The organism is Citrobacter sp. SX206, from assembly GCF_024181025.1.
GTDB classification, from domain to species: Bacteria; Pseudomonadota; Gammaproteobacteria; order Enterobacterales; family Enterobacteriaceae; genus Citrobacter; species Citrobacter youngae.
The window spans coordinates 3,742,407-3,760,064 of record NZ_CP049738.1; the positions used below are offsets into that span (position 1 = coordinate 3,742,407).

The following is a 17,658-nucleotide window of genomic DNA, read 5'->3' on the forward strand; positions in this document are numbered from 1 at the left end:
AGCGACATTGTATGTCGCTTTTCAGCCCTGCCACTATAGCGCTTAGCTGAATTTACAAGTCGGGCGCAAAAAGAAGCCGCCCTCAGGCGGCTCCTTTTAAAATTAAGACTGCTTGGACATCGCAGCAACTTCTGCTGCAAAGTCAGTCTCAACTTTCTCGATGCCTTCACCCACTTCGAAGCGGATGAAACCAGTTACGTCAGCGTTGTGCTCTTTCAGCAGCTGAGCAACAGATTTGCTCGGTTCCATAACGAAAGGCTGACCAGTCAGAGAAACTTCGCCGGTGAATTTCTTCATGCGGCCTTCAACCATTTTCTCTGCGATTTCTTTCGGCTTGCCAGACTGCATCGCGATATCCAGCTGAACCTGGTATTCTTTTTCTACTACTTCAGCAGAAACGTCTTCCGGCTTAACGAATTCTGGTTTGCTTGCAGCAATGTGCATTGCCAGCTGTTTAACCAGTTCTTCATCAGCGCCAGTTGCAGCAACCAGAACACCGATACGCGCACCGTGCTGGTAGCTACCCAGAACTTCGCCTTCCAGGGAAGCCACGCGACGGATGTTGATGTTCTCACCGATTTTAGCAACCAGAGCAACACGTTCTTCTTCGAACTGTGCTTTCAGAACTTCAACGTCAGTGATTTTGCCAGCAACAGCAGCGTCCAGTACTTTGTCAGCAAATGCCTGGAAACCAGCATCTTTAGCAACGAAGTCAGTCTGGCAGTTAACTTCCAGAATGAAAGCGATATTGCCGTCGATTTTGGTTTTGATTACGCCGTCAGCAGCAACGTTGCCTGCTTTTTTCGCTGCTTTAATAGCACCGGACTTACGCATGTTTTCGATTGCCAGCTCGATGTCGCCATTAGCTTCAGTCAGTGCTTTTTTGCAATCCATCATGCCTGCGCCAGTACGCTCACGCAGCTCTTTTACCAGGGATGCGGTAATTTCAGCCATTCTAAAATCCTCGGAAGATTTGATCTGCCCGGCATGAAACCGCACAGATTTAAAAGTGAAAAAGGGGGCCATATACAGGCCCCCTAACCAAACGTGATACTACCTGGCCTATATCCGTCATTCTTCAAGCTGCTGGTGCGTTGTTTTCCTTACTCACCCCAGTCACTTACTGACGTAAGCTCCGGGGGATTCGTTGCGTCAACGCCTTCCAGCAACTCGAATTATCCAGGATATATAAGGGGTCGCTCTAACGAGCGTGCCTTATTATTCAGCTTCTACGAAGCTTTCTTCCGCCTGGGAAGCCAGATCCTGAGAACGGCCTTCACGAACGGTAGTAGCTACAGCGCCCAGGTACAGGGTCACAGCACGGATTGCGTCGTCGTTACCCGGGATAACGAAGTCAACACCGTCCGGATCAGAGTTGGTATCAACGATAGCAAATACCGGGATACCCAGGTTGTTTGCTTCTTTGATAGCAATGTGCTCGTGGTCAGCATCGATTACGAACAGAGCGTCCGGCAGGCCGCCCATGTCTTTGATACCGCCCAGGCTGTTTTCCAGTTTCTCAAGCTCACGGGTGCGCATCAGCGCTTCTTTCTTGGTCAGCTTTTCGAAAGTACCGTCCTGAGACTGAGTTTCCAGATCTTTCAGACGTTTGATGGACTGACGAACGGTTTTCCAGTTAGTCAGCATACCGCCCAGCCAGCGATGGTTCACGAAGAACTGGTCGCAGCTGTTAGCAGCGTCTTTCACCGCTTCGCTTGCAGCGCGTTTAGTACCAACGAAAAGGATTTTACCTTTACGAGCAGAGATCTTGTTCAGTTCAGCCAGAGCTTCGTTGAACATCGGTACAGTTTTCTCAAGGTTGATGATGTGAACTTTGTTACGCGCACCGAAGATGAACGGCTTCATTTTCGGGTTCCAGTAACGGGTCTGGTGACCGAAGTGAACACCAGCCTTGAGCATGTCGCGCATGGAAACAGTTGCCATGATTAAAACCTCTATATATAAAAGTTGGGGTTAAGCCTCCACGCATCCCATATTACCGACCCTTAAGGGCACCCCGGAATATGTGTCGATACGTGTGTGTTGTTACACAAAGTGAGATTTGTCGCTCCCGTCCATCGTGTGTAGTCTGCGAATAGAACGGAAGTCCGGCGCGCTTTATACCACAAATACGCCGTCGACACCAATAATTGTTGGTACTGTGTGCTGAATGAACGATGAATTTCGTGTTACAGGAAGGCGGCAAATTTTTGAATCTCCAGGAGCTTACATGTAGTAAGTGACTGGAGTGAAAAAATACAGCCAACGCACCTGTGGCACGAAAGGCGAAGTTTAGAATGATTCTCAATTTGGCAGCATGTATGCGGGACTGATACCATTGGCAGCACTTAAACAATTATTGCCGATATCATCGGCACTGATGGACAGAATTCATGGCTATCTCAATCAAGACCCCTGAAGAAATCGAAAAAATGCGCGTCGCAGGCCGCCTGGCCGCTGATGTACTGGAAATGATCGCACCGTTTGTTAAACCGGGCGTCAGCACCGGCGAGCTGGATCGCATCTGTAACGACTACATCGTGAATGAACAGCAGGCCATTTCCGCATGCCTGGGCTATCACGGTTATCCGAAATCCGTGTGCATCTCTATTAATGAAGTCGTGTGCCACGGGATCCCGGACGATGCCAAGCTCCTGAAAGACGGCGATATCGTCAACATTGACGTCACCGTGATTAAAGACGAATACCACGGCGATACGTCCAAAATGTTTATCGTCGGGAAACCGACCATTCTTGGCGAGCGTCTGTGCCGCGTCACGCAGGAAAGCCTGTACCTGGCGCTGCGCATGGTAAAACCAGGTATTCGCCTGCGTACCCTGGGTGCTGCAATTCAGAAATACGCGGAAGGCGAAGGTTTCTCTGTGGTCCGTGAATACTGCGGTCACGGCATTGGTCGCGGCTTCCATGAAGAACCGCAGGTTCTGCATTACGATGCGGACGACGGCGGTGTGGTACTGCAGCCGGGCATGACCTTCACCGTAGAACCGATGCTGAATGCCGGTGATTACCGTATCCGCACCATGAAAGACGGCTGGACGGTGAAAACCAAAGACCGGAGCTTGTCTGCTCAGTACGAGCATACTATTGTGGTGACGGAAAACGGCTGTGAAATTCTGACGTTACGCACGGATGACACCATCCCGGCGATCATCACACACGGCGAATAATGTTTTGCCTGATGGCGATGCCCCTGCATCTTATCAGGCCTACAAATTGCACCTTTACTCAAAATCATTCGAGTTGCTTCAAGACGGCAAGAGAGTGAATCTCCAGAAGCGTACAAAAGTACGTGACTGGAGTGAACGAGCGCAGCCAACGCAGAAGCAGCTTGAAGGATGAAGAGTAAATCCGTAGGCCGGGTAAGGCGCATTAGCCGCCATCCGGCTTTTTAATGGGTGGCGCATAATGAATACTCTTCCTGAACAGCACGCAAATACTGCCCTCCCCACCCTGCCTGGCCAACCGCAAAACCCGGGGACATGGCCACAGCACGACCTCAACTGCCCCGGCATTAAAGCGCATATCGACGCTTTCCAGCACTGGTTAGGCGAAGCGTTTGACAGCGGGATCTCCGCAGAGCAACTCATTGAGGCCCGCACCGAGTTTATTGACCAGTTACTTCAGCGTCTGTGGATTGAAGCCGGTTTCGGTCAGATTGCCGATCTGGCGCTGGTTGCTGTTGGCGGTTACGGACGCGGCGAACTGCATCCCCTTTCCGATATTGACCTACTGATCCTGAGTCGTAAAAAGCTCCCTGACGCACAGGCCGAAAAAGTCGGCGAGCTGTTAACGCTGCTATGGGACGTGAGGCTAGAGGTTGGGCACAGCGTGCGGACGCTGGAAGAGTGTCTGCTGGAGGGGCTATCGGATTTAACCGTCGCCACCAACCTGATTGAAACACGCCTGCTGATTGGCGACGTGGCGCTGTTTCTGGAGCTACAAAAGCATATTTTTAGCGAAGGTTTCTGGCCGTCCGATAAATTTTACGCTGCCAAAGTGGAGGAACAGAATCAACGCCATCAGCGCTATCACGGCACCAGCTACAACCTGGAGCCGGATATCAAAAGCAGTCCTGGTGGACTGCGCGACATCCACACCCTGCAATGGGTCGCCCGCCGTCATTTTGGTGCCACGTCGCTGGATGAGATGGTCGGCTTCGGCTTCCTGACGCTGGCGGAGCGCGCCGAACTGAATGAATGTTTGCATATTCTGTGGCGCATTCGCTTTGCATTGCATCTGATCGTGAACCGTTACGATAATCGTCTGCTGTTTGATCGACAGCTCAGCGTGGCTCAACGCCTCAATTATGGCGGTGAAGGCAATGAGCCGATCGAGCGGATGATGAAAGACTATTTCCGGGTCACGCGACGAGTGAGTGAACTGAACCACATGCTGCTCCAGCTGTTTGACGAGGCGATCCTCGCCATGCCGGCTGATGAAAAACCGCGCCCAATTGATGACGACTTTCAGTTGCGTGGCACATTGATTGACCTGCGCAATGACGACCTGTTTATCCGCGAGCCCGAGGCTATTTTGCGGATGTTTTACATCATGGTACGCAATAGCGCGATCACCGGAATTTACTCCACCACACTGCGTCATTTGCGTCATGCCCGCCGTCATTTAACTCAACCGCTGTGCTACATTCCGGAAGCGCGCTCGCTATTTCTCAGCATGTTGCGCCATCCGGGTGCAGTGAGTCGCGGCCTGTTGCCAATGCATCGCCACAGCGTGTTATGGGCCTATATGCCGCAGTGGTCACACATTGTCGGTCAAATGCAGTTTGACCTGTTTCATGCTTATACGGTGGATGAGCACACCATCCGCGTAATGCTCAAGCTGGAAAGTTTTGCCAGGGAAGAGACTCGCCCGCGCCATCCGCTGTGTGTGGATCTGTGGCCGCGCCTGCGTCAACCGGAACTCATTCTGATTGCTGCGCTGTTCCACGATATCGCCAAAGGACGTGGCGGCGATCACTCTATTCTGGGGGCTCAGGACGTACTCAAGTTCGCCGAATTACACGGACTCAACTCGCGTGAAACAAATCTGGTCATGTGGCTGGTGCGCCAGCATCTGCTAATGTCGGTGACCGCTCAGCGCCGTGATATTCAGGATCCGGAGGTGATCAAGCAATTCGCTGAAGAAGTACAAACGGAACATCGTCTGCGCTTTTTAGTGTGCCTGACCGTCGCAGATATTTGCGCTACTAACGAAACACTGTGGAATAGCTGGAAGCAAAGCCTGTTGCGCGAATTATACTTCGCCACGGAAAAACAGCTGCGTCGTGGAATGCAAAATACACCGGATATGCGCGAGCGTGTGCGCCATCATCAGCTGCAGGCACTGGCGTTGCTGCGAATGGACAACATTGATGAAGAAGCGCTGCACCACATCTGGTCGCGCTGTCGCGCCAACTATTTCGTGCGCCACAGCCCAAATCAGCTGGCCTGGCATGCACGCCATTTGCTGCAGCACGATCTGAGCAAACCACTAATTTTACTCAGCCCGCAGGCCACGCGCGGCGGGACAGAAATTTTCATCTGGAGCCCGGACCGCCCTTACCTGTTCGCCGCCGTCTGCGCCGAACTGGACAGACGTAATCTTAGCGTTCACGATGCACAGATTTTCACCACCCGTGATGGCATGGCGATGGATACGTTCATCGTTCTGGAGCCGGACGGCAGTCCGCTGTCGTCAGACAGGCACGAAGCGATCCGTTTTGGGCTTGAACAAGCCATTACTCAACGCAGTTGGCAACCGCCGCAGCCGCGTCGTCAACCGGCAAAATTACGCCACTTTACCGTCGATACCGAGGTTACTTTTCTTCCGACCCATACCGACCGTAAATCATTCCTTGAGCTTATCGCTCTCGACCAGCCTGGACTGCTGGCGCGGGTCGGGCAGATTTTTGCCGATCTGGGAATTTCGCTGCATGGCGCCCGAATTACAACTATTGGCGAGCGAGTAGAAGATTTATTCATAATCGCCACCGCCGACCGGCGTGCCCTTAATAATGAGCTGCAGCAGGAAGTACATCAACGGTTGACAGAGGCCCTCAATCCAAACGATAAAGGGTAATGTTTTTATTTATTATGGAAAGAGTTTAACAATGCAGCAGTTACAGAACGTTATTGAGTCCGCTTTTGAGCGTCGTGCCGACATCACTCCGGCAAATGTAGATACCGTAACCCGCGAAGCGGTGAATCAGGTTATTGCTTTACTGGATTCCGGTGCACTGCGCGTCGCAGAAAAGATTGAGGGTCAGTGGGTCACGCATCAGTGGCTGAAAAAGGCGGTCCTGCTCTCTTTCCGTATTAACGATAATCAGGTTATCGAGGGTGCGGAAAGCCGTTACTTCGATAAAGTGCCGATGAAATTCGCCGACTACGACGAAGCACGCTTCCAGAAAGAAGGTTTCCGCGTGGTTCCGCCAGCGGCTGTACGTCAGGGCGCGTTTATCGCCCGTAACACCGTGCTGATGCCGTCTTACGTGAACATCGGCGCTTATGTTGATGAAGGTACGATGGTTGATACCTGGGCGACCGTCGGCTCCTGCGCGCAAATTGGTAAAAACGTTCACCTGTCCGGCGGCGTTGGCATCGGCGGTGTACTGGAGCCGTTACAGGCTAACCCGACCATCATCGAAGACAACTGCTTCATCGGCGCGCGCTCTGAAGTGGTTGAAGGCGTGATCGTCGAAGAAGGCTCTGTTATCTCTATGGGCGTGTACATCGGTCAGAGCACCCGTATTTACGATCGCGAAACCGGCGAAGTGCATTATGGCCGCGTTCCGGCGGGCTCCGTGGTTGTCTCCGGCAACCTGCCGTCGAAAGATGGCAAATACAGCCTGTACTGCGCGGTGATTGTGAAGAAAGTCGATGCCAAAACGCGTGGCAAAGTAGGAATCAACGAACTGTTACGCACCATCGACTAACAGTGATTTGAAAAAGCGGGCTTAGCCCGCTTTTTTTACATCTGCGAGTGGCATAAACAAGGCTTTTCGTTAATTATTCAATGGTTATGGTGAGCTTAAGGGTACCGCTATGTATGACAATCTGAAAAGTCTGGGCATTACTAATCCTGAAGAAATCGATCGTTACAGCCTGCGGCAAGAAGCCAACAACGATATCCTGAAAATCTATTTCCAGAAGGATAAAGGCGAGTTTTTTGCCAAGAGCGTGAAGTTCAAATATCCCCGTCAGCGTAAAACGGTTGTCGCCGATGGCGTCGGCCAGGGTTACAAAGAAGTGCAGGAGATCAGTCCCAACCTGCGCTATGTGATCGACGAACTGGATCAGATCTGCCAGCGCGATCGCAGCGAAGTCGATCTTAAACGCAAGATCCTCGATGACTTACGTCATCTGGAAAGCGTCGTGACCAACAAGATCAGCGAAATTGAAGCCGATCTGGAAAAACTAACGCGTAAATAACCGCGAGTGAATGTATTCGTAGGCCGGGTAAGGCGAAGCCGCCCCCCGGCATTTTACCTGATAAGCGTAGCGCCAACAGGCAAGGAATTAATGCTGCTCATCCAGCTGTAGCGCGACATACAGCAGCAATCGGTCGTCAAAATTCCCTAAATCCAGCCCGGTCAGCTCTGAAATTCGGTTCAGGCGATATTCCAGCGTATTACGGTGGATAAATAACGCTTTTGAGGTCGCCAGCGGCTGAACGTTATGCCGAAACCACGCCGCTAAAGTCCGACGCAGCAAGCCGTTGTTATCCATCGCTTTCAGCCGAACCAGCGGACGGGCCAGCTCATTAGCCTGCCAGCCGCCGCGCAGGCTGTCCAGCAGCACTGGCAACATTAAATCCTGGTAAAAATAGCTGCGGCTTTCCGGCATGCGCTGCTTGCCGACCATCATGGTTGTACGTGCGGTGCGATACGAACGGGCAATGCTGCCCGGCCCGGTAAAATAGTTGCCCAGCGATACGCGAAAGCGTAGTTGTCCGTTCTCTTTCATACGGGCGATCAACTGTTCAACACGCTTGCGATGATCTTCTGCATCCCAGCGGCCAAACTGATTCAGTGCGGGTTTCAGAACTACCATCTCGGTCAGGGAAACAATCGCAATCAGATTATTACGTTCAGGCGTAGTCAACGCGTTCTGCAATTGCTGTAGCTCAGCCATGGCACTGTCTACACCAAGCTGACCGCTGTCGACCTCCACCACCGCTACCACGCGCGGCTGGTTAAGATCTATACCCAGCCTCTGCGCCCATTCCACCAGCGCCGGGGTGTTTTCTTCAGCCTGAATCAGGTTCATCACCAGTTCTTCGCGCAGACGACTGTCCTGAGCGAGCAGATGCATCAAACGCGACTGCTCCAGCATCATTTCGGCGGTCATACACACCAGTTCACCGTACTTACGCAAATGCTCCGGCTCACCGGTTAAGCCAATAACGCCAACGATTTCGCCTTCGAGCCGCAGCGGCAGGTTTATCCCCTGACGCACGCCGTGCAAATGTCGCGCTACCGCATCATCAATATCGACTACCCGGCCCTGTGAGAGCACCAGCAGTGCCCCTTCGTGCAATTCACCAATACGTTCGCGATCGCCACTGCCGATTATCCGCCCACGGGCATCCATTACGTTGATATTGGTATCAATGATGCGCATGGTTCGCGCCACAATATCCTGCGCCATTTTGGTATCGAGATGCCAGCCAGCCATAAAGCCCTCCTGTGAGCAGTGCTCAAGCATAGGGAAGAAAACAGGCTGCGACATTGTGCAAATGCACAAAGCAGAAGAGAGAAGTATGGAGTTGTGGTAGGTATCACAAAAAGAAACCCCTTCCCTGATATGGGAAGGGGTTCAGAGGGATTATTGCATCAACAGATAGATAGAGCTGTCACCACGCTGAATGTTCAGCGCCAGAACAGCCGGTTTACTGTCGAGAATTTTGCGCAGTTCCGCGATGTTTTTCACCGGTTGCTGGTTAGCACCAATGATGACATCCCCTTTCTTCAGGCCAATCTGTGCCGCCGGCGAATTCGGTTTCACATCGCTTACCACGACACCTTTGTCCTGGCCTTTGTTGCTCATATCCGCACCTTCAATGCCTTTGAAGATAGAGCTGGAATCAACCTGAGTCTGGCTGCTCTGCTGCAGTTCCAGGTTCACCGTTACCGGCTTACCGTCGCGCAGCAGGCCAAGGTTAATTTTGCTACCCACTGGCATGGTGCCGACCTGCGCACGCAGGGCAGCGAAGCTGCTGATTGGTTTACCGTTCAGGGAGGTAATCACGTCCCCGGCTTTGATACCGGCTTTCGCTGCAGAAGAGTTCGGCATAACCTGGCTGACGAATGCCCCACGCTGGGCATCCACTTTCATCGCTTTCGCCAGCTCAGAGCTCAGCTCAGTCCCCATAATACCCAGCTCACCGCGTTTAACCTGGCCGAACTCAACCATCTGCGAAGTCAGGTTTTTCACCATGTTGCTTGGGATAGCAAAACCAATCCCGATGTTGCCACCGTCCGGCGCGAGGATCGCGGTGTTAATCCCGATCAACTCACCATTCAGGTTAACCAGCGCACCGCCAGAGTTACCGCGGTTGATCGCCGCATCCGTCTGGATAAAGTTCTCGTAGTTTTCGGCATTCAGGCCACTACGCCCCAGTGCAGAAACGATACCTGATGTCACCGTTTCACCGAGGCCAAACGGGTTACCAATCGCTACAGTGTAATCACCCACGCGCAGCGCATCAGAATCTGCCAGCTTAATTGCCGTCAGGTTTTTCGGATCCTGAATTTGGATCAGCGCGATATCAGAGCGCGGATCTTTTCCGACGATTTTTGCGTCAAACTTACGCCCATCGCTCAGTTGAACCTTGATCACCGTGGCATTATCGACCACGTGGTTGTTGGTCACAACATACCCTTTCGCGGCATCAATGATGACGCCAGACCCCAGCGCCATAAATTTCTGCTGCTGGCCGCCGCCGTTGTCAGCGCCCGGAGCACCGCCCTGGCAGAACGGTGAGCTCTGGAACGGAGAACCGTCCTGGCAGAACGGAGAGTTATCACCAAAGAACTGCTGGAAATTACGCGGCATACGCGGCGTATTGACCGTCGTGCTCCCCTCGACATTAATACTCACCACCGATGGCATCACTTTTTCGAGCATCGGGGCCAGGCTTGGCATCTGTTGGGCTGTTGTCGCTGAAGACGCTGTCTCAGCCGCCGTTGCAGACAGGGGGGACAACGCCAAACCTAAACTCAGAGCCAGTGCACTCATTGCTAATGTGGTTTTTTTCATGTGTTTCGTTCTCGATTAACAGGTCACGCAAAATTGCTGTATACCTCAGAGTCGTTTTATAGCGCTAAGTTCCAGAATGAAGTTTAAGGAAAAAGTAAAATTTTATTGTCCGTCTTTACAAATGAGTATTTATTGTTCTACCGCCATCAGCCGTCTATATTCATCCCAGGCATACAAGTCAGTCATCCCGCTGATATAATCCTGAATTAAACGGCAGCGGTAATAATATTCCATGACCGGGAACTCGGCACTACCCGGCAATATTTTACTGACCGCCTCAACATAAGCAAGACGATGGCGGGTAGACAACTTTTGAAATAATCGTGATTCGATAGGGAACTGTTTTAATCTTTCGTGTTCAACCAGTCCGCTAAAGTCGGATAATGACATTTTTAGCAGTGGCTGGTAGATTTCCAGAAGCCCACTGATAACCCGATAGCCTTGCAATTCCAGCTGTTCCACATCTGGATGACTAAACACATGTTTTACCGCTACATTTTTATATACCCCTAGCAACTGACTGAAGCTACTGGCATCTTCTAATAAAGCGTGATTAAAACTCCCCTCAAAAATTTGCGGCAAATTATCAATAAAACGCTGAGCGGCGTACGGTACCAGCTTATTCAGCGTATTAACGCGTAAATACATAAAGAACTGATCTTCAGTACTGCGGCTTAATGTATTTGAACGAGATTTTTCCCAGGCGTTCTCAACAACCTGACTAAACAGGGAACCTTTTTCATGATGCCCCCACGCCTCATACAGATGGTGGTAAAGCTGCTCGACGCTGAAGATTCTTTTCTCAACAGCATCCTCCAGATCAGCCACACAATAAGAGATATCGTCCGCTGCTTCCATAATCCAGGTTAATGGAAAGCGACTGTAAGGTGCTAAGGATAATTCTTTACGTAACCGCTCAATATACGGTTCCTCGGAAAGGTAATAGCCCGGTTTCTTCATTAAATAGTTATGCGTCGCTGGCGTACCTCCACGCCACCATGCCGGGCGCGTATATTTTAAAATTCCCCCCACCTGCGACCAGGTCAGGTTCATGCGCATCAGAGTATGCACCAGCCGAATGCCCTGCGCATTGCCTTCAAAATGGCACAGGTCCTGACGTACCTTGCGGCGAATATCATTGAGCGACTCTTCACCTTCACGCAAACGTAACGCAGACACCAGGCAGCGATCGTCGCTTAACGGCTGACTTTCAGCGTCAGCCGGATAGAGTCGCTGGCGAAACCAGTCATTAATCGCTGCCTCGCCAAAATGACCAAACGGCGGATTGCCGATGTCATGCATCAGGCAGGACATTTCGACGATGCTTTCAAAGGGACCGGTCAACTCATCCAGGCCGTACTGCTCCAACAGCTTTTGCTCTTTCAGTCGGCTGAGGATCTCTTTGGCGATATAACGCCCTACCTGCTGAACTTCCATCGAGTGCGTCAGGCGCGTACGCACCGCCGCGTTACGCTCCAACGGAAAGACCTGGGTTTTTTGCTGCAGTCGGCGAATAGCCGGAGAATTGATAATGCGTCCACGGTCGCTTTCGAAAATGCGCAGGATCTCATGCTCAGATTTCACGCCCTGCGGTGAACGGTAACGACGATGCCAGTTTATTTTTTTTCGGAAATCGATCTGTGCCATGTCCTCTCCCGCCTGAGAAATGCGCTACCCCTTAAGCGCATGATAGACTATGCCCTCAAATCTGGCTTATCGCGAGTAAATCTATGAAAATCGGCATCATTGGTGCAATGGAAGAAGAAGTTACGCTGCTGCGTGACAAAATCGAAAACCGTCAGACAATCGCTCTTGGCGGTTGTGAAATTTACACCGGCCAACTGAACGGTACTGAGGTTGCGCTACTGAAATCAGGCATCGGTAAAGTAGCTGCGGCGCTGGGCGCTACGCTGCTGCTTGAACGCTGCAAGCCGGACGCCATCATTAATACCGGTTCCGCGGGCGGCCTGGCCTCTACGCTGAAAGTGGGTGATATCGTGGTTTCTGACGAAGCGCGCTATCACGATGCTGACGTCACCGCATTCGGCTATGAATTTGGCCAGCTACCGGGCTGCCCGGCCGGTTTTAAAGCCAACCCGACACTGATTGCTGCGGCGGAATCCTGCATTGCCGAACTCAATCTGAACGCCGTCCGTGGACTGATCGTCAGCGGCGATGCCTTCATTAACGGTTCCGTTGGTCTGGCAAAAATTAAGCATAACTTCCCACAGGCGATTGCCGTTGAGATGGAAGCAACCGCAATTGCGCACGTGTGCCACAACTTTAACGTGCCGTTTGTTGTCGTTCGCGCTATCTCTGACGTCGCCGATCAGCAGTCCCATCTCAGCTTTGACGAGTTCCTGGTCGTTGCCGCGAAACAGTCAAGCCTGATGGTTGAAACGCTGGTGCAGAAACTGGCACATGGCTAAATACATCTCCAGGGCGCTGGTCGCCCTGCTTTTCATTCTTCCGGCGTGGCTTTACGCCGCGCCGCGCGTTATTTCGCTTTCCCCAGCCAACACTGAACTGGCCTTCGCCGCCGGTATTACCCCCGTTGGCGTCAGCAGCTATTCAAACTACCCGCCCGAGGCCAAAAATATTGAAGAGGTCTCAACCTGGCAAGGCATGAATCTGGAACGTATTGTGGCGCTCAAACCCGATTTGGTTATTGCCTGGCGTGGAGGGAATGCTGAGCGACAGGTTAATCAACTGACCGCCCTGGGAATTAAGGTCATCTGGGTCGATGCCGTCACCATCGAGCAGGTCGCAGATGCATTGCGTCAACTTGCGCCATGGAGTCCCAAGCCTGAACAGGCAAAGCAAGCAGCGCAAACCCTGCTTGATGAGTATGCTTTACTAAAGTCTCAGTATGCCAACAAACCTAAAAAACGTGTGTTTCTCCAGTTTGGCGCAAATCCTCTGTTTACCAGTGGAAAAGGTTCCATTCAAAACCAGGTTCTTGAGGTATGTGGTGGAGAAAACATCTTTTCCGGCAGCCGGGTTCCATGGCCGCAGGTCAGCCGCGAACAGGTACTGGCAAGAGCCCCTCAGGCAATTGTTGCTACCGGCGGTTCAGGCGAAATTCTTAAAATTGAGCAATACTGGGGAAATCAGCTAAAAATCCCGGTTATTACTCTTGATAGTGACTGGTTTGAACGCGCGAGCCCGCGTATTATCCTCGCCGCAAAACAACTCTGTAATGCGCTTTCACAAGTAAATTAGCGCCTGCCCCCACCAGGTTTATTGTGAGGATGTAAAGATGCTCGTCTATTGGCTGGATATTGTCGGTACCGCGGTATTTGCTATCTCTGGCGTATTGCTTGCCGGAAAACTGCGTATGGACCCCTTCGGCGTTCTGGTCCTGGGCGTGGTAACCGCCGTCGGTGGCGGTACGATCCGTGATATGGCGCTGGATCATGGCCCCGTATTCTGGGTTAAAGATCCCACCGACCTGGTGGTGGCGATGATCACCAGTATGTTGACGATCGTGCTGGTGCGTCAGCCAAGACGCTTGCCGAAATGGATCCTTCCGGTGCTGGATGCCGTTGGCCTGGCGGTGTTCGTGGGTATTGGCGTGAATAAAGCGTTTCTCGCCGGAACCGGACCGTTGGTGGCGATTTGTATGGGAGTGATTACCGGCGTCGGCGGCGGAATTATTCGCGACGTGTTAGCGCGTGAAGTGCCGATGATTTTGCGCACCGAAATCTACGCCACGGCGTGTATTATCGGCGGGATCGTGCATGCGACAGCGTTTTATACCTTTAATGTATCGCTGGAAAACGCCAGTATGATGGGGATGATTGTCACCCTGTTGATTCGGCTTGCCGCCATTCGTTGGCATTTGAAATTGCCGACGTTTGCGCTGGATGATAACGGGCGTTGATGTGACGATGCAAAACATGTAGGCCGGATAAGGCGTTTACGCCGCCATCCGGCACATTGCCCGGTGGCGCTACGCTTACCGGGCCTACACCATCAGACCACCGGTATTGCAGACAGCAATCAGATGCTGAAAGAGGAACCACACCCGCAGGTGCTTTTGGCGTTCGGGTTAGTCACAACGAAGCGAGAACCTTCCAGACCTTCGGTATAATCAACCGCACCGCCTACCAGATACTGCAGGCTCATCGGGTCAACCACCAGACCAACACCTTGTTTCTCAATGGTCATATCACCATCGTTTACCTGATCATCAAAGGTAAAACCGTACTGGAAACCGCTGCAACCACCGCCGGTGATATACACGCGTAATTTCAGATTTGGGTTATCTTCATCTGCGATCAGGCTTTTTACTTTATTGGCTGCTGCTTCAGTAAATTGCAGTGGCAGCGCTACGTCATCACTCATATTTTGCTCCAAACGACATTGGCAATTGGGCAAATTATAACCCAATGGTTAAGGCCATTATCTAATACCCTGGTATTTCGTTCAAGTATTCTCGCCCGTGGCGGTACTCTGGCTTTTTGCCGCCTGCTCCGCTTCCTGTTTAGCCAGCGTGCGGGCAAGGATAGTCGAGTATAGCGGTTTTCCACCCATAAACTGGGCTAATAGTGTTGCGCCAAGACAGGTAATAATCATTGGCAAAATGAGCTGATAGTTATCCGTCATTTCCAGCACCAGCACAATGCCCGTTAACGGCGCACGCACTGAAGCGGCCAGCAATGCCCCCATCCCGGCAATAGCAAACGTCCCCGCCTCCAGATGATACTGCGGAAAAGAGGCTGCTGCAGCCATGCCAAATGCAGTTCCCAGCAATGTGCCTAACGCCAGCATCGGGGCAAATATCCCACCAGGCGCGCCGGATGAGAAGCACAGCAGCGTGGTGATAACCCTGGCGATAAAGATAAACAGCAGCAGGCCCACGCTGAAATTGCCCGCAGCGGCAATCGGGATCAGGTTAAATCCACCGCCTGCCGCTTCAGGTTGAATCAAACCGAGGATCCCGCACAGGCCGCCGATCGCACCGCCCATCAGCACCCATTTTTTAATTTCACCACCGTGAAAGCGTTGAAACATATCCTGGGTACGCAACACCATGGTATTGAACAACGGCCCGACGCAACCAAAAATAATCCCGAGGATGAGGTACAACCACAGCGTATTAACCGGCGCATTGGAGAGTTTCCCGACCTCAATAATCGGGGCCTCGCCGTTGAAAATACGAAATACAATGCTCGACATAATCACGCCGGTAAATACGGCTTTGATCGACACGAGGTTATAACGAAACTGTGGTCGCATCTCTTCAATAATGAACAAAATGCCGGCCAAAGGCGCATTAAACGCGGCTGACAGCCCCGCAGCCGCACCGGTTGCCAGTAAGGTGTGCCGCGCTTCGGCGCTACGCATGCGGAAAATATCCAGCACCATGCGCCCGATATTGCCACCAATCTGCACGGTCGGTCCTTCTCGCCCAAGCACCATTCCGGCACCCAGCGTACCCATACCGCCGATAAATTTTACCGGCAGCACACGCCACCAGCGCACCGGGCGGAGCTCTTCCAATGCGCCTTCAATCTCAGGTATCCCCGAACCACCGGCTTCCGGGGCAAATTTACGCACCAGAAAATAACCCACCATCGCCAGCAATGCAGAAAGAATAAACGCCAAAGGCCATACCAGGACGGCGTGGTCAGCAACCTGTGCCAGCGTGCCAATACGCAGATTCTGCACCCAGGTTACGGCTTTCTCAAACGCCACACCCACCAACCCCGTCACTGTCCCCACCACGGCAGCCATAAAGAGGATCGCCAACGGCGTTTTGTCACGATCAAGGAGTCGACGGATCTGATCCCTGCGCCGTAAACGCACAATTTGTTGTGCTTCAAAAGAAGGGGTGTCTGTTTTCATCAGATAATCATTAATTGGTAATACAAATACGGAAACGGCATTCTACTCGCACGTTTCGTGAAAATCCCCTGTAAATCGTATTGTTTCAAATACGCAAAACTTTCATAACCTTCTCTGAATAACTAGAATAGCGGGCATTTACTTTTTCTACGAACCAGGACCCCATCCATGAGTAAGTCTGAAAACCTCTACAGCGCAGCACGCGAACTTATCCCCGGCGGCGTTAACTCCCCCGTTCGCGCCTTTACTGGCGTGGGTGGTACTCCGCTGTTTATTGAAAAAGCTGACGGCGCATATCTGTATGATGTCGATGGTAAAGCCTATATCGATTATGTCGGCTCCTGGGGGCCGATGGTGCTGGGTCACAACCACCCGGCAATTCGCAATGCCGTGATTGAAGCGGCAGAGCGCGGTTTAAGCTTCGGCGCGCCGACCGAAATGGAAGTAAAAATGGCGGCGCTGGTCACTGAGTTAGTGCCAACCATGGATATGGTACGTATGGTGAACTCCGGTACCGAAGCCACAATGAGCGCGATCCGTCTGGCGCGCGGTTTCACCGGTCGCGATAAGATCATCAAATTTGAAGGCTGCTACCACGGTCATGCCGACTGTCTGCTGGTCAAAGCCGGTTCCGGCGCGTTAACGCTGGGTCAGCCGAACTCCCCGGGCGTTCCGGCTGATTTCGCGAAACACACCCTGACCTGCACCTATAACGATCTTGCCTCAGTACGTGCGGCATTCGAACAGTATCCGCAGGAGATCGCCTGCATCATCGTTGAGCCGGTCGCGGGCAACATGAACTGCATCCCGCCGCTGCCGGAATTCCTGCCAGGCCTGCGTGCGCTGTGCGATGAGTTTGGCGCGCTGTTGATCATCGATGAAGTGATGACCGGTTTCCGCGTGGCGCTGGCCGGTGCGCAGGATTATTACGGCGTCGTGCCGGATCTGACTTGTCTTGGCAAAATCATCGGCGGCGGCATGCCCGTTGGCGCATTTGGCGGCCGTCGTGATGTGATGGATGCCCTGGCCCCAACCGGGCCGGTTTACCAGGCGGGTACGCTGTCCGGTAATCCAATTGCGATGGCGGCCGGATTCGCCTGTCTGAATGAAGTCGCCCAGCCGGGGATTCATGAGACGTTGAACGAACTGACGACGCGTCTGGCGGAAGGTCTGCTGGAAGCTGCCGAAGAAGCAAATATTCCACTGGTGGTTAACCATGTCGGCGGGATGTTCGGGATTTTCTTCACCGATGCCAAAACCGTGACCTGCTATCAGGACGTGATGGCCTGCGATGTTGAACGCTTCAAGCGTTTCTTCCACATGATGCTGGATGAAGGCGTTTACCTGGCGCCGTCCGCCTTCGAAGCGGGCTTTATGTCCGTGGCGCACAGTGAAGAAGATATCAATAACACCATCGACGCCGCACGCCGGGTGTTTGCGAAATTGTAAGTGATGAATTGCCGGGTGGCGCTTACGCTTATCCGGCCTACATTTGCCCCCGTAGGCCGGATAAGGCAGTTATGCCGCC

General features: G+C 52.4%; 15 protein-coding genes and 1 pseudogene. 8 read left to right on the forward strand and 8 right to left on the reverse strand.

The window, feature by feature from the left end:
- Positions 1-102: 102 nt before the first annotated feature.
- Together tsf and rpsB are read right to left on the reverse strand one after the other, a co-directional pair.
- Positions 103-954: a translation elongation factor Ts gene (tsf, locus tag G8S19_RS18205; RefSeq protein ID WP_005132116.1), complete on the reverse strand. Its 852-nt coding sequence runs from the start codon at positions 952-954 to the stop codon at positions 103-105.
- A 264-nt stretch (positions 955-1,218) separates the two neighbouring features.
- A complete protein-coding gene (gene rpsB, locus G8S19_RS18210; protein ID WP_005132117.1) occupies positions 1,219-1,944 on the reverse strand; it encodes a 30S ribosomal protein S2 in 726 nt (241 codons plus the stop codon).
- A 449-nt stretch (positions 1,945-2,393) separates the two neighbouring features.
- Here rpsB and map point away from each other — a divergent pair, with 449 nt between their 5' ends.
- From map to G8S19_RS18230, 4 genes are all read left to right on the forward strand, one after another.
- A complete protein-coding gene (gene map, locus G8S19_RS18215) occupies positions 2,394-3,188 on the forward strand; it encodes a type I methionyl aminopeptidase (protein ID WP_048212648.1) in 795 nt (264 codons plus the stop codon).
- Between the two features lie 238 nt (positions 3,189-3,426).
- Positions 3,427-6,099, forward strand: coding sequence for a bifunctional uridylyltransferase/uridylyl-removing protein GlnD (gene glnD, locus G8S19_RS18220; RefSeq protein ID WP_048212649.1), 2,673 nt, complete (start codon positions 3,427-3,429; stop codon positions 6,097-6,099).
- A gap of 31 nt (positions 6,100-6,130) precedes the next feature.
- Positions 6,131-6,955, forward strand: coding sequence for a 2,3,4,5-tetrahydropyridine-2,6-dicarboxylate N-succinyltransferase (gene dapD / locus G8S19_RS18225; RefSeq protein WP_061067276.1), 825 nt, complete (start codon positions 6,131-6,133; stop codon positions 6,953-6,955).
- 109 nt (positions 6,956-7,064) lie between these two features.
- Positions 7,065-7,451, forward strand: a complete 387-nt coding sequence (locus G8S19_RS18230; protein ID WP_003018562.1) for a DUF3461 family protein — start codon at positions 7,065-7,067, stop codon at positions 7,449-7,451.
- Positions 7,452-7,538: 87 nt separating this feature from the next.
- On the opposite strand, the gene cdaR is transcribed toward G8S19_RS18230, so the two are convergent.
- From cdaR to dgt, 3 genes are all read right to left on the reverse strand, one after another.
- Positions 7,539-8,696, reverse strand: a complete 1,158-nt coding sequence (gene cdaR, locus G8S19_RS18235) for a DNA-binding transcriptional regulator CdaR (RefSeq protein ID WP_005132128.1) — start codon at positions 8,694-8,696, stop codon at positions 7,539-7,541.
- A 150-nt stretch (positions 8,697-8,846) separates the two neighbouring features.
- Positions 8,847-10,280: a serine endoprotease DegP gene (degP, locus tag G8S19_RS18240; protein WP_005132129.1), complete on the reverse strand. Its 1,434-nt coding sequence runs from the start codon at positions 10,278-10,280 to the stop codon at positions 8,847-8,849.
- Positions 10,281-10,409: 129 nt separating this feature from the next.
- Positions 10,410-11,927, reverse strand: a complete 1,518-nt coding sequence (gene dgt, locus G8S19_RS18245; RefSeq protein WP_048212650.1) for a dGTPase — start codon at positions 11,925-11,927, stop codon at positions 10,410-10,412.
- 83 nt (positions 11,928-12,010) lie between these two features.
- Here dgt and mtnN point away from each other — a divergent pair, with 83 nt between their 5' ends.
- Genes mtnN through G8S19_RS18260 form a run of 3 tightly spaced genes read left to right on the forward strand, consistent with a single transcriptional unit; the run spans position 12,011 to position 14,163 of the window.
- A complete protein-coding gene (gene mtnN / locus G8S19_RS18250; RefSeq protein ID WP_048212651.1) occupies positions 12,011-12,709 on the forward strand; it encodes a 5'-methylthioadenosine/S-adenosylhomocysteine nucleosidase in 699 nt (232 codons plus the stop codon).
- On the forward strand, positions 12,702-13,502 hold the full coding sequence (gene btuF, locus G8S19_RS18255) for a vitamin B12 ABC transporter substrate-binding protein BtuF (protein WP_048212652.1): 801 nt from the start codon (positions 12,702-12,704) through the stop codon (positions 13,500-13,502). Before mtnN ends, btuF begins: the two co-directional genes overlap by 8 nt.
- A 37-nt stretch (positions 13,503-13,539) precedes the next feature.
- Positions 13,540-14,163, forward strand: a complete 624-nt coding sequence (locus G8S19_RS18260) for a TRIC cation channel family protein (protein WP_101741410.1) — start codon at positions 13,540-13,542, stop codon at positions 14,161-14,163.
- Between the two features lie 119 nt (positions 14,164-14,282).
- Here the strand turns inward: G8S19_RS18260 and erpA are convergent, their stop codons facing one another.
- The 3 genes and pseudogenes from erpA to clcA all read right to left on the reverse strand — a co-directional run bounded on the left by erpA (position 14,283) and on the right by clcA (position 16,130).
- Positions 14,283-14,627, reverse strand: coding sequence for an iron-sulfur cluster insertion protein ErpA (gene erpA / locus G8S19_RS18265; protein ID WP_003018581.1), 345 nt, complete (start codon positions 14,625-14,627; stop codon positions 14,283-14,285).
- Positions 14,620-14,685 (reverse strand): annotated as a pseudogene (gene yadW / locus G8S19_RS18270) (small protein YadW). The gene erpA and the pseudogene yadW overlap by 8 nt, the downstream one beginning before the upstream one ends.
- A gap of 23 nt (positions 14,686-14,708) precedes the next feature.
- A complete protein-coding gene (gene clcA / locus G8S19_RS18275; RefSeq protein WP_048212654.1) occupies positions 14,709-16,130 on the reverse strand; it encodes a H(+)/Cl(-) exchange transporter ClcA in 1,422 nt (473 codons plus the stop codon).
- Between the two features lie 168 nt (positions 16,131-16,298).
- Here clcA and hemL point away from each other — a divergent pair, with 168 nt between their 5' ends.
- Complete coding sequence (gene hemL / locus G8S19_RS18280) at positions 16,299-17,579, forward strand: glutamate-1-semialdehyde 2,1-aminomutase (RefSeq protein ID WP_124021705.1); 1,281 nt, start codon at positions 16,299-16,301, stop codon at positions 17,577-17,579.
- The last annotated feature ends 79 nt before the right edge of the window (positions 17,580-17,658 follow it).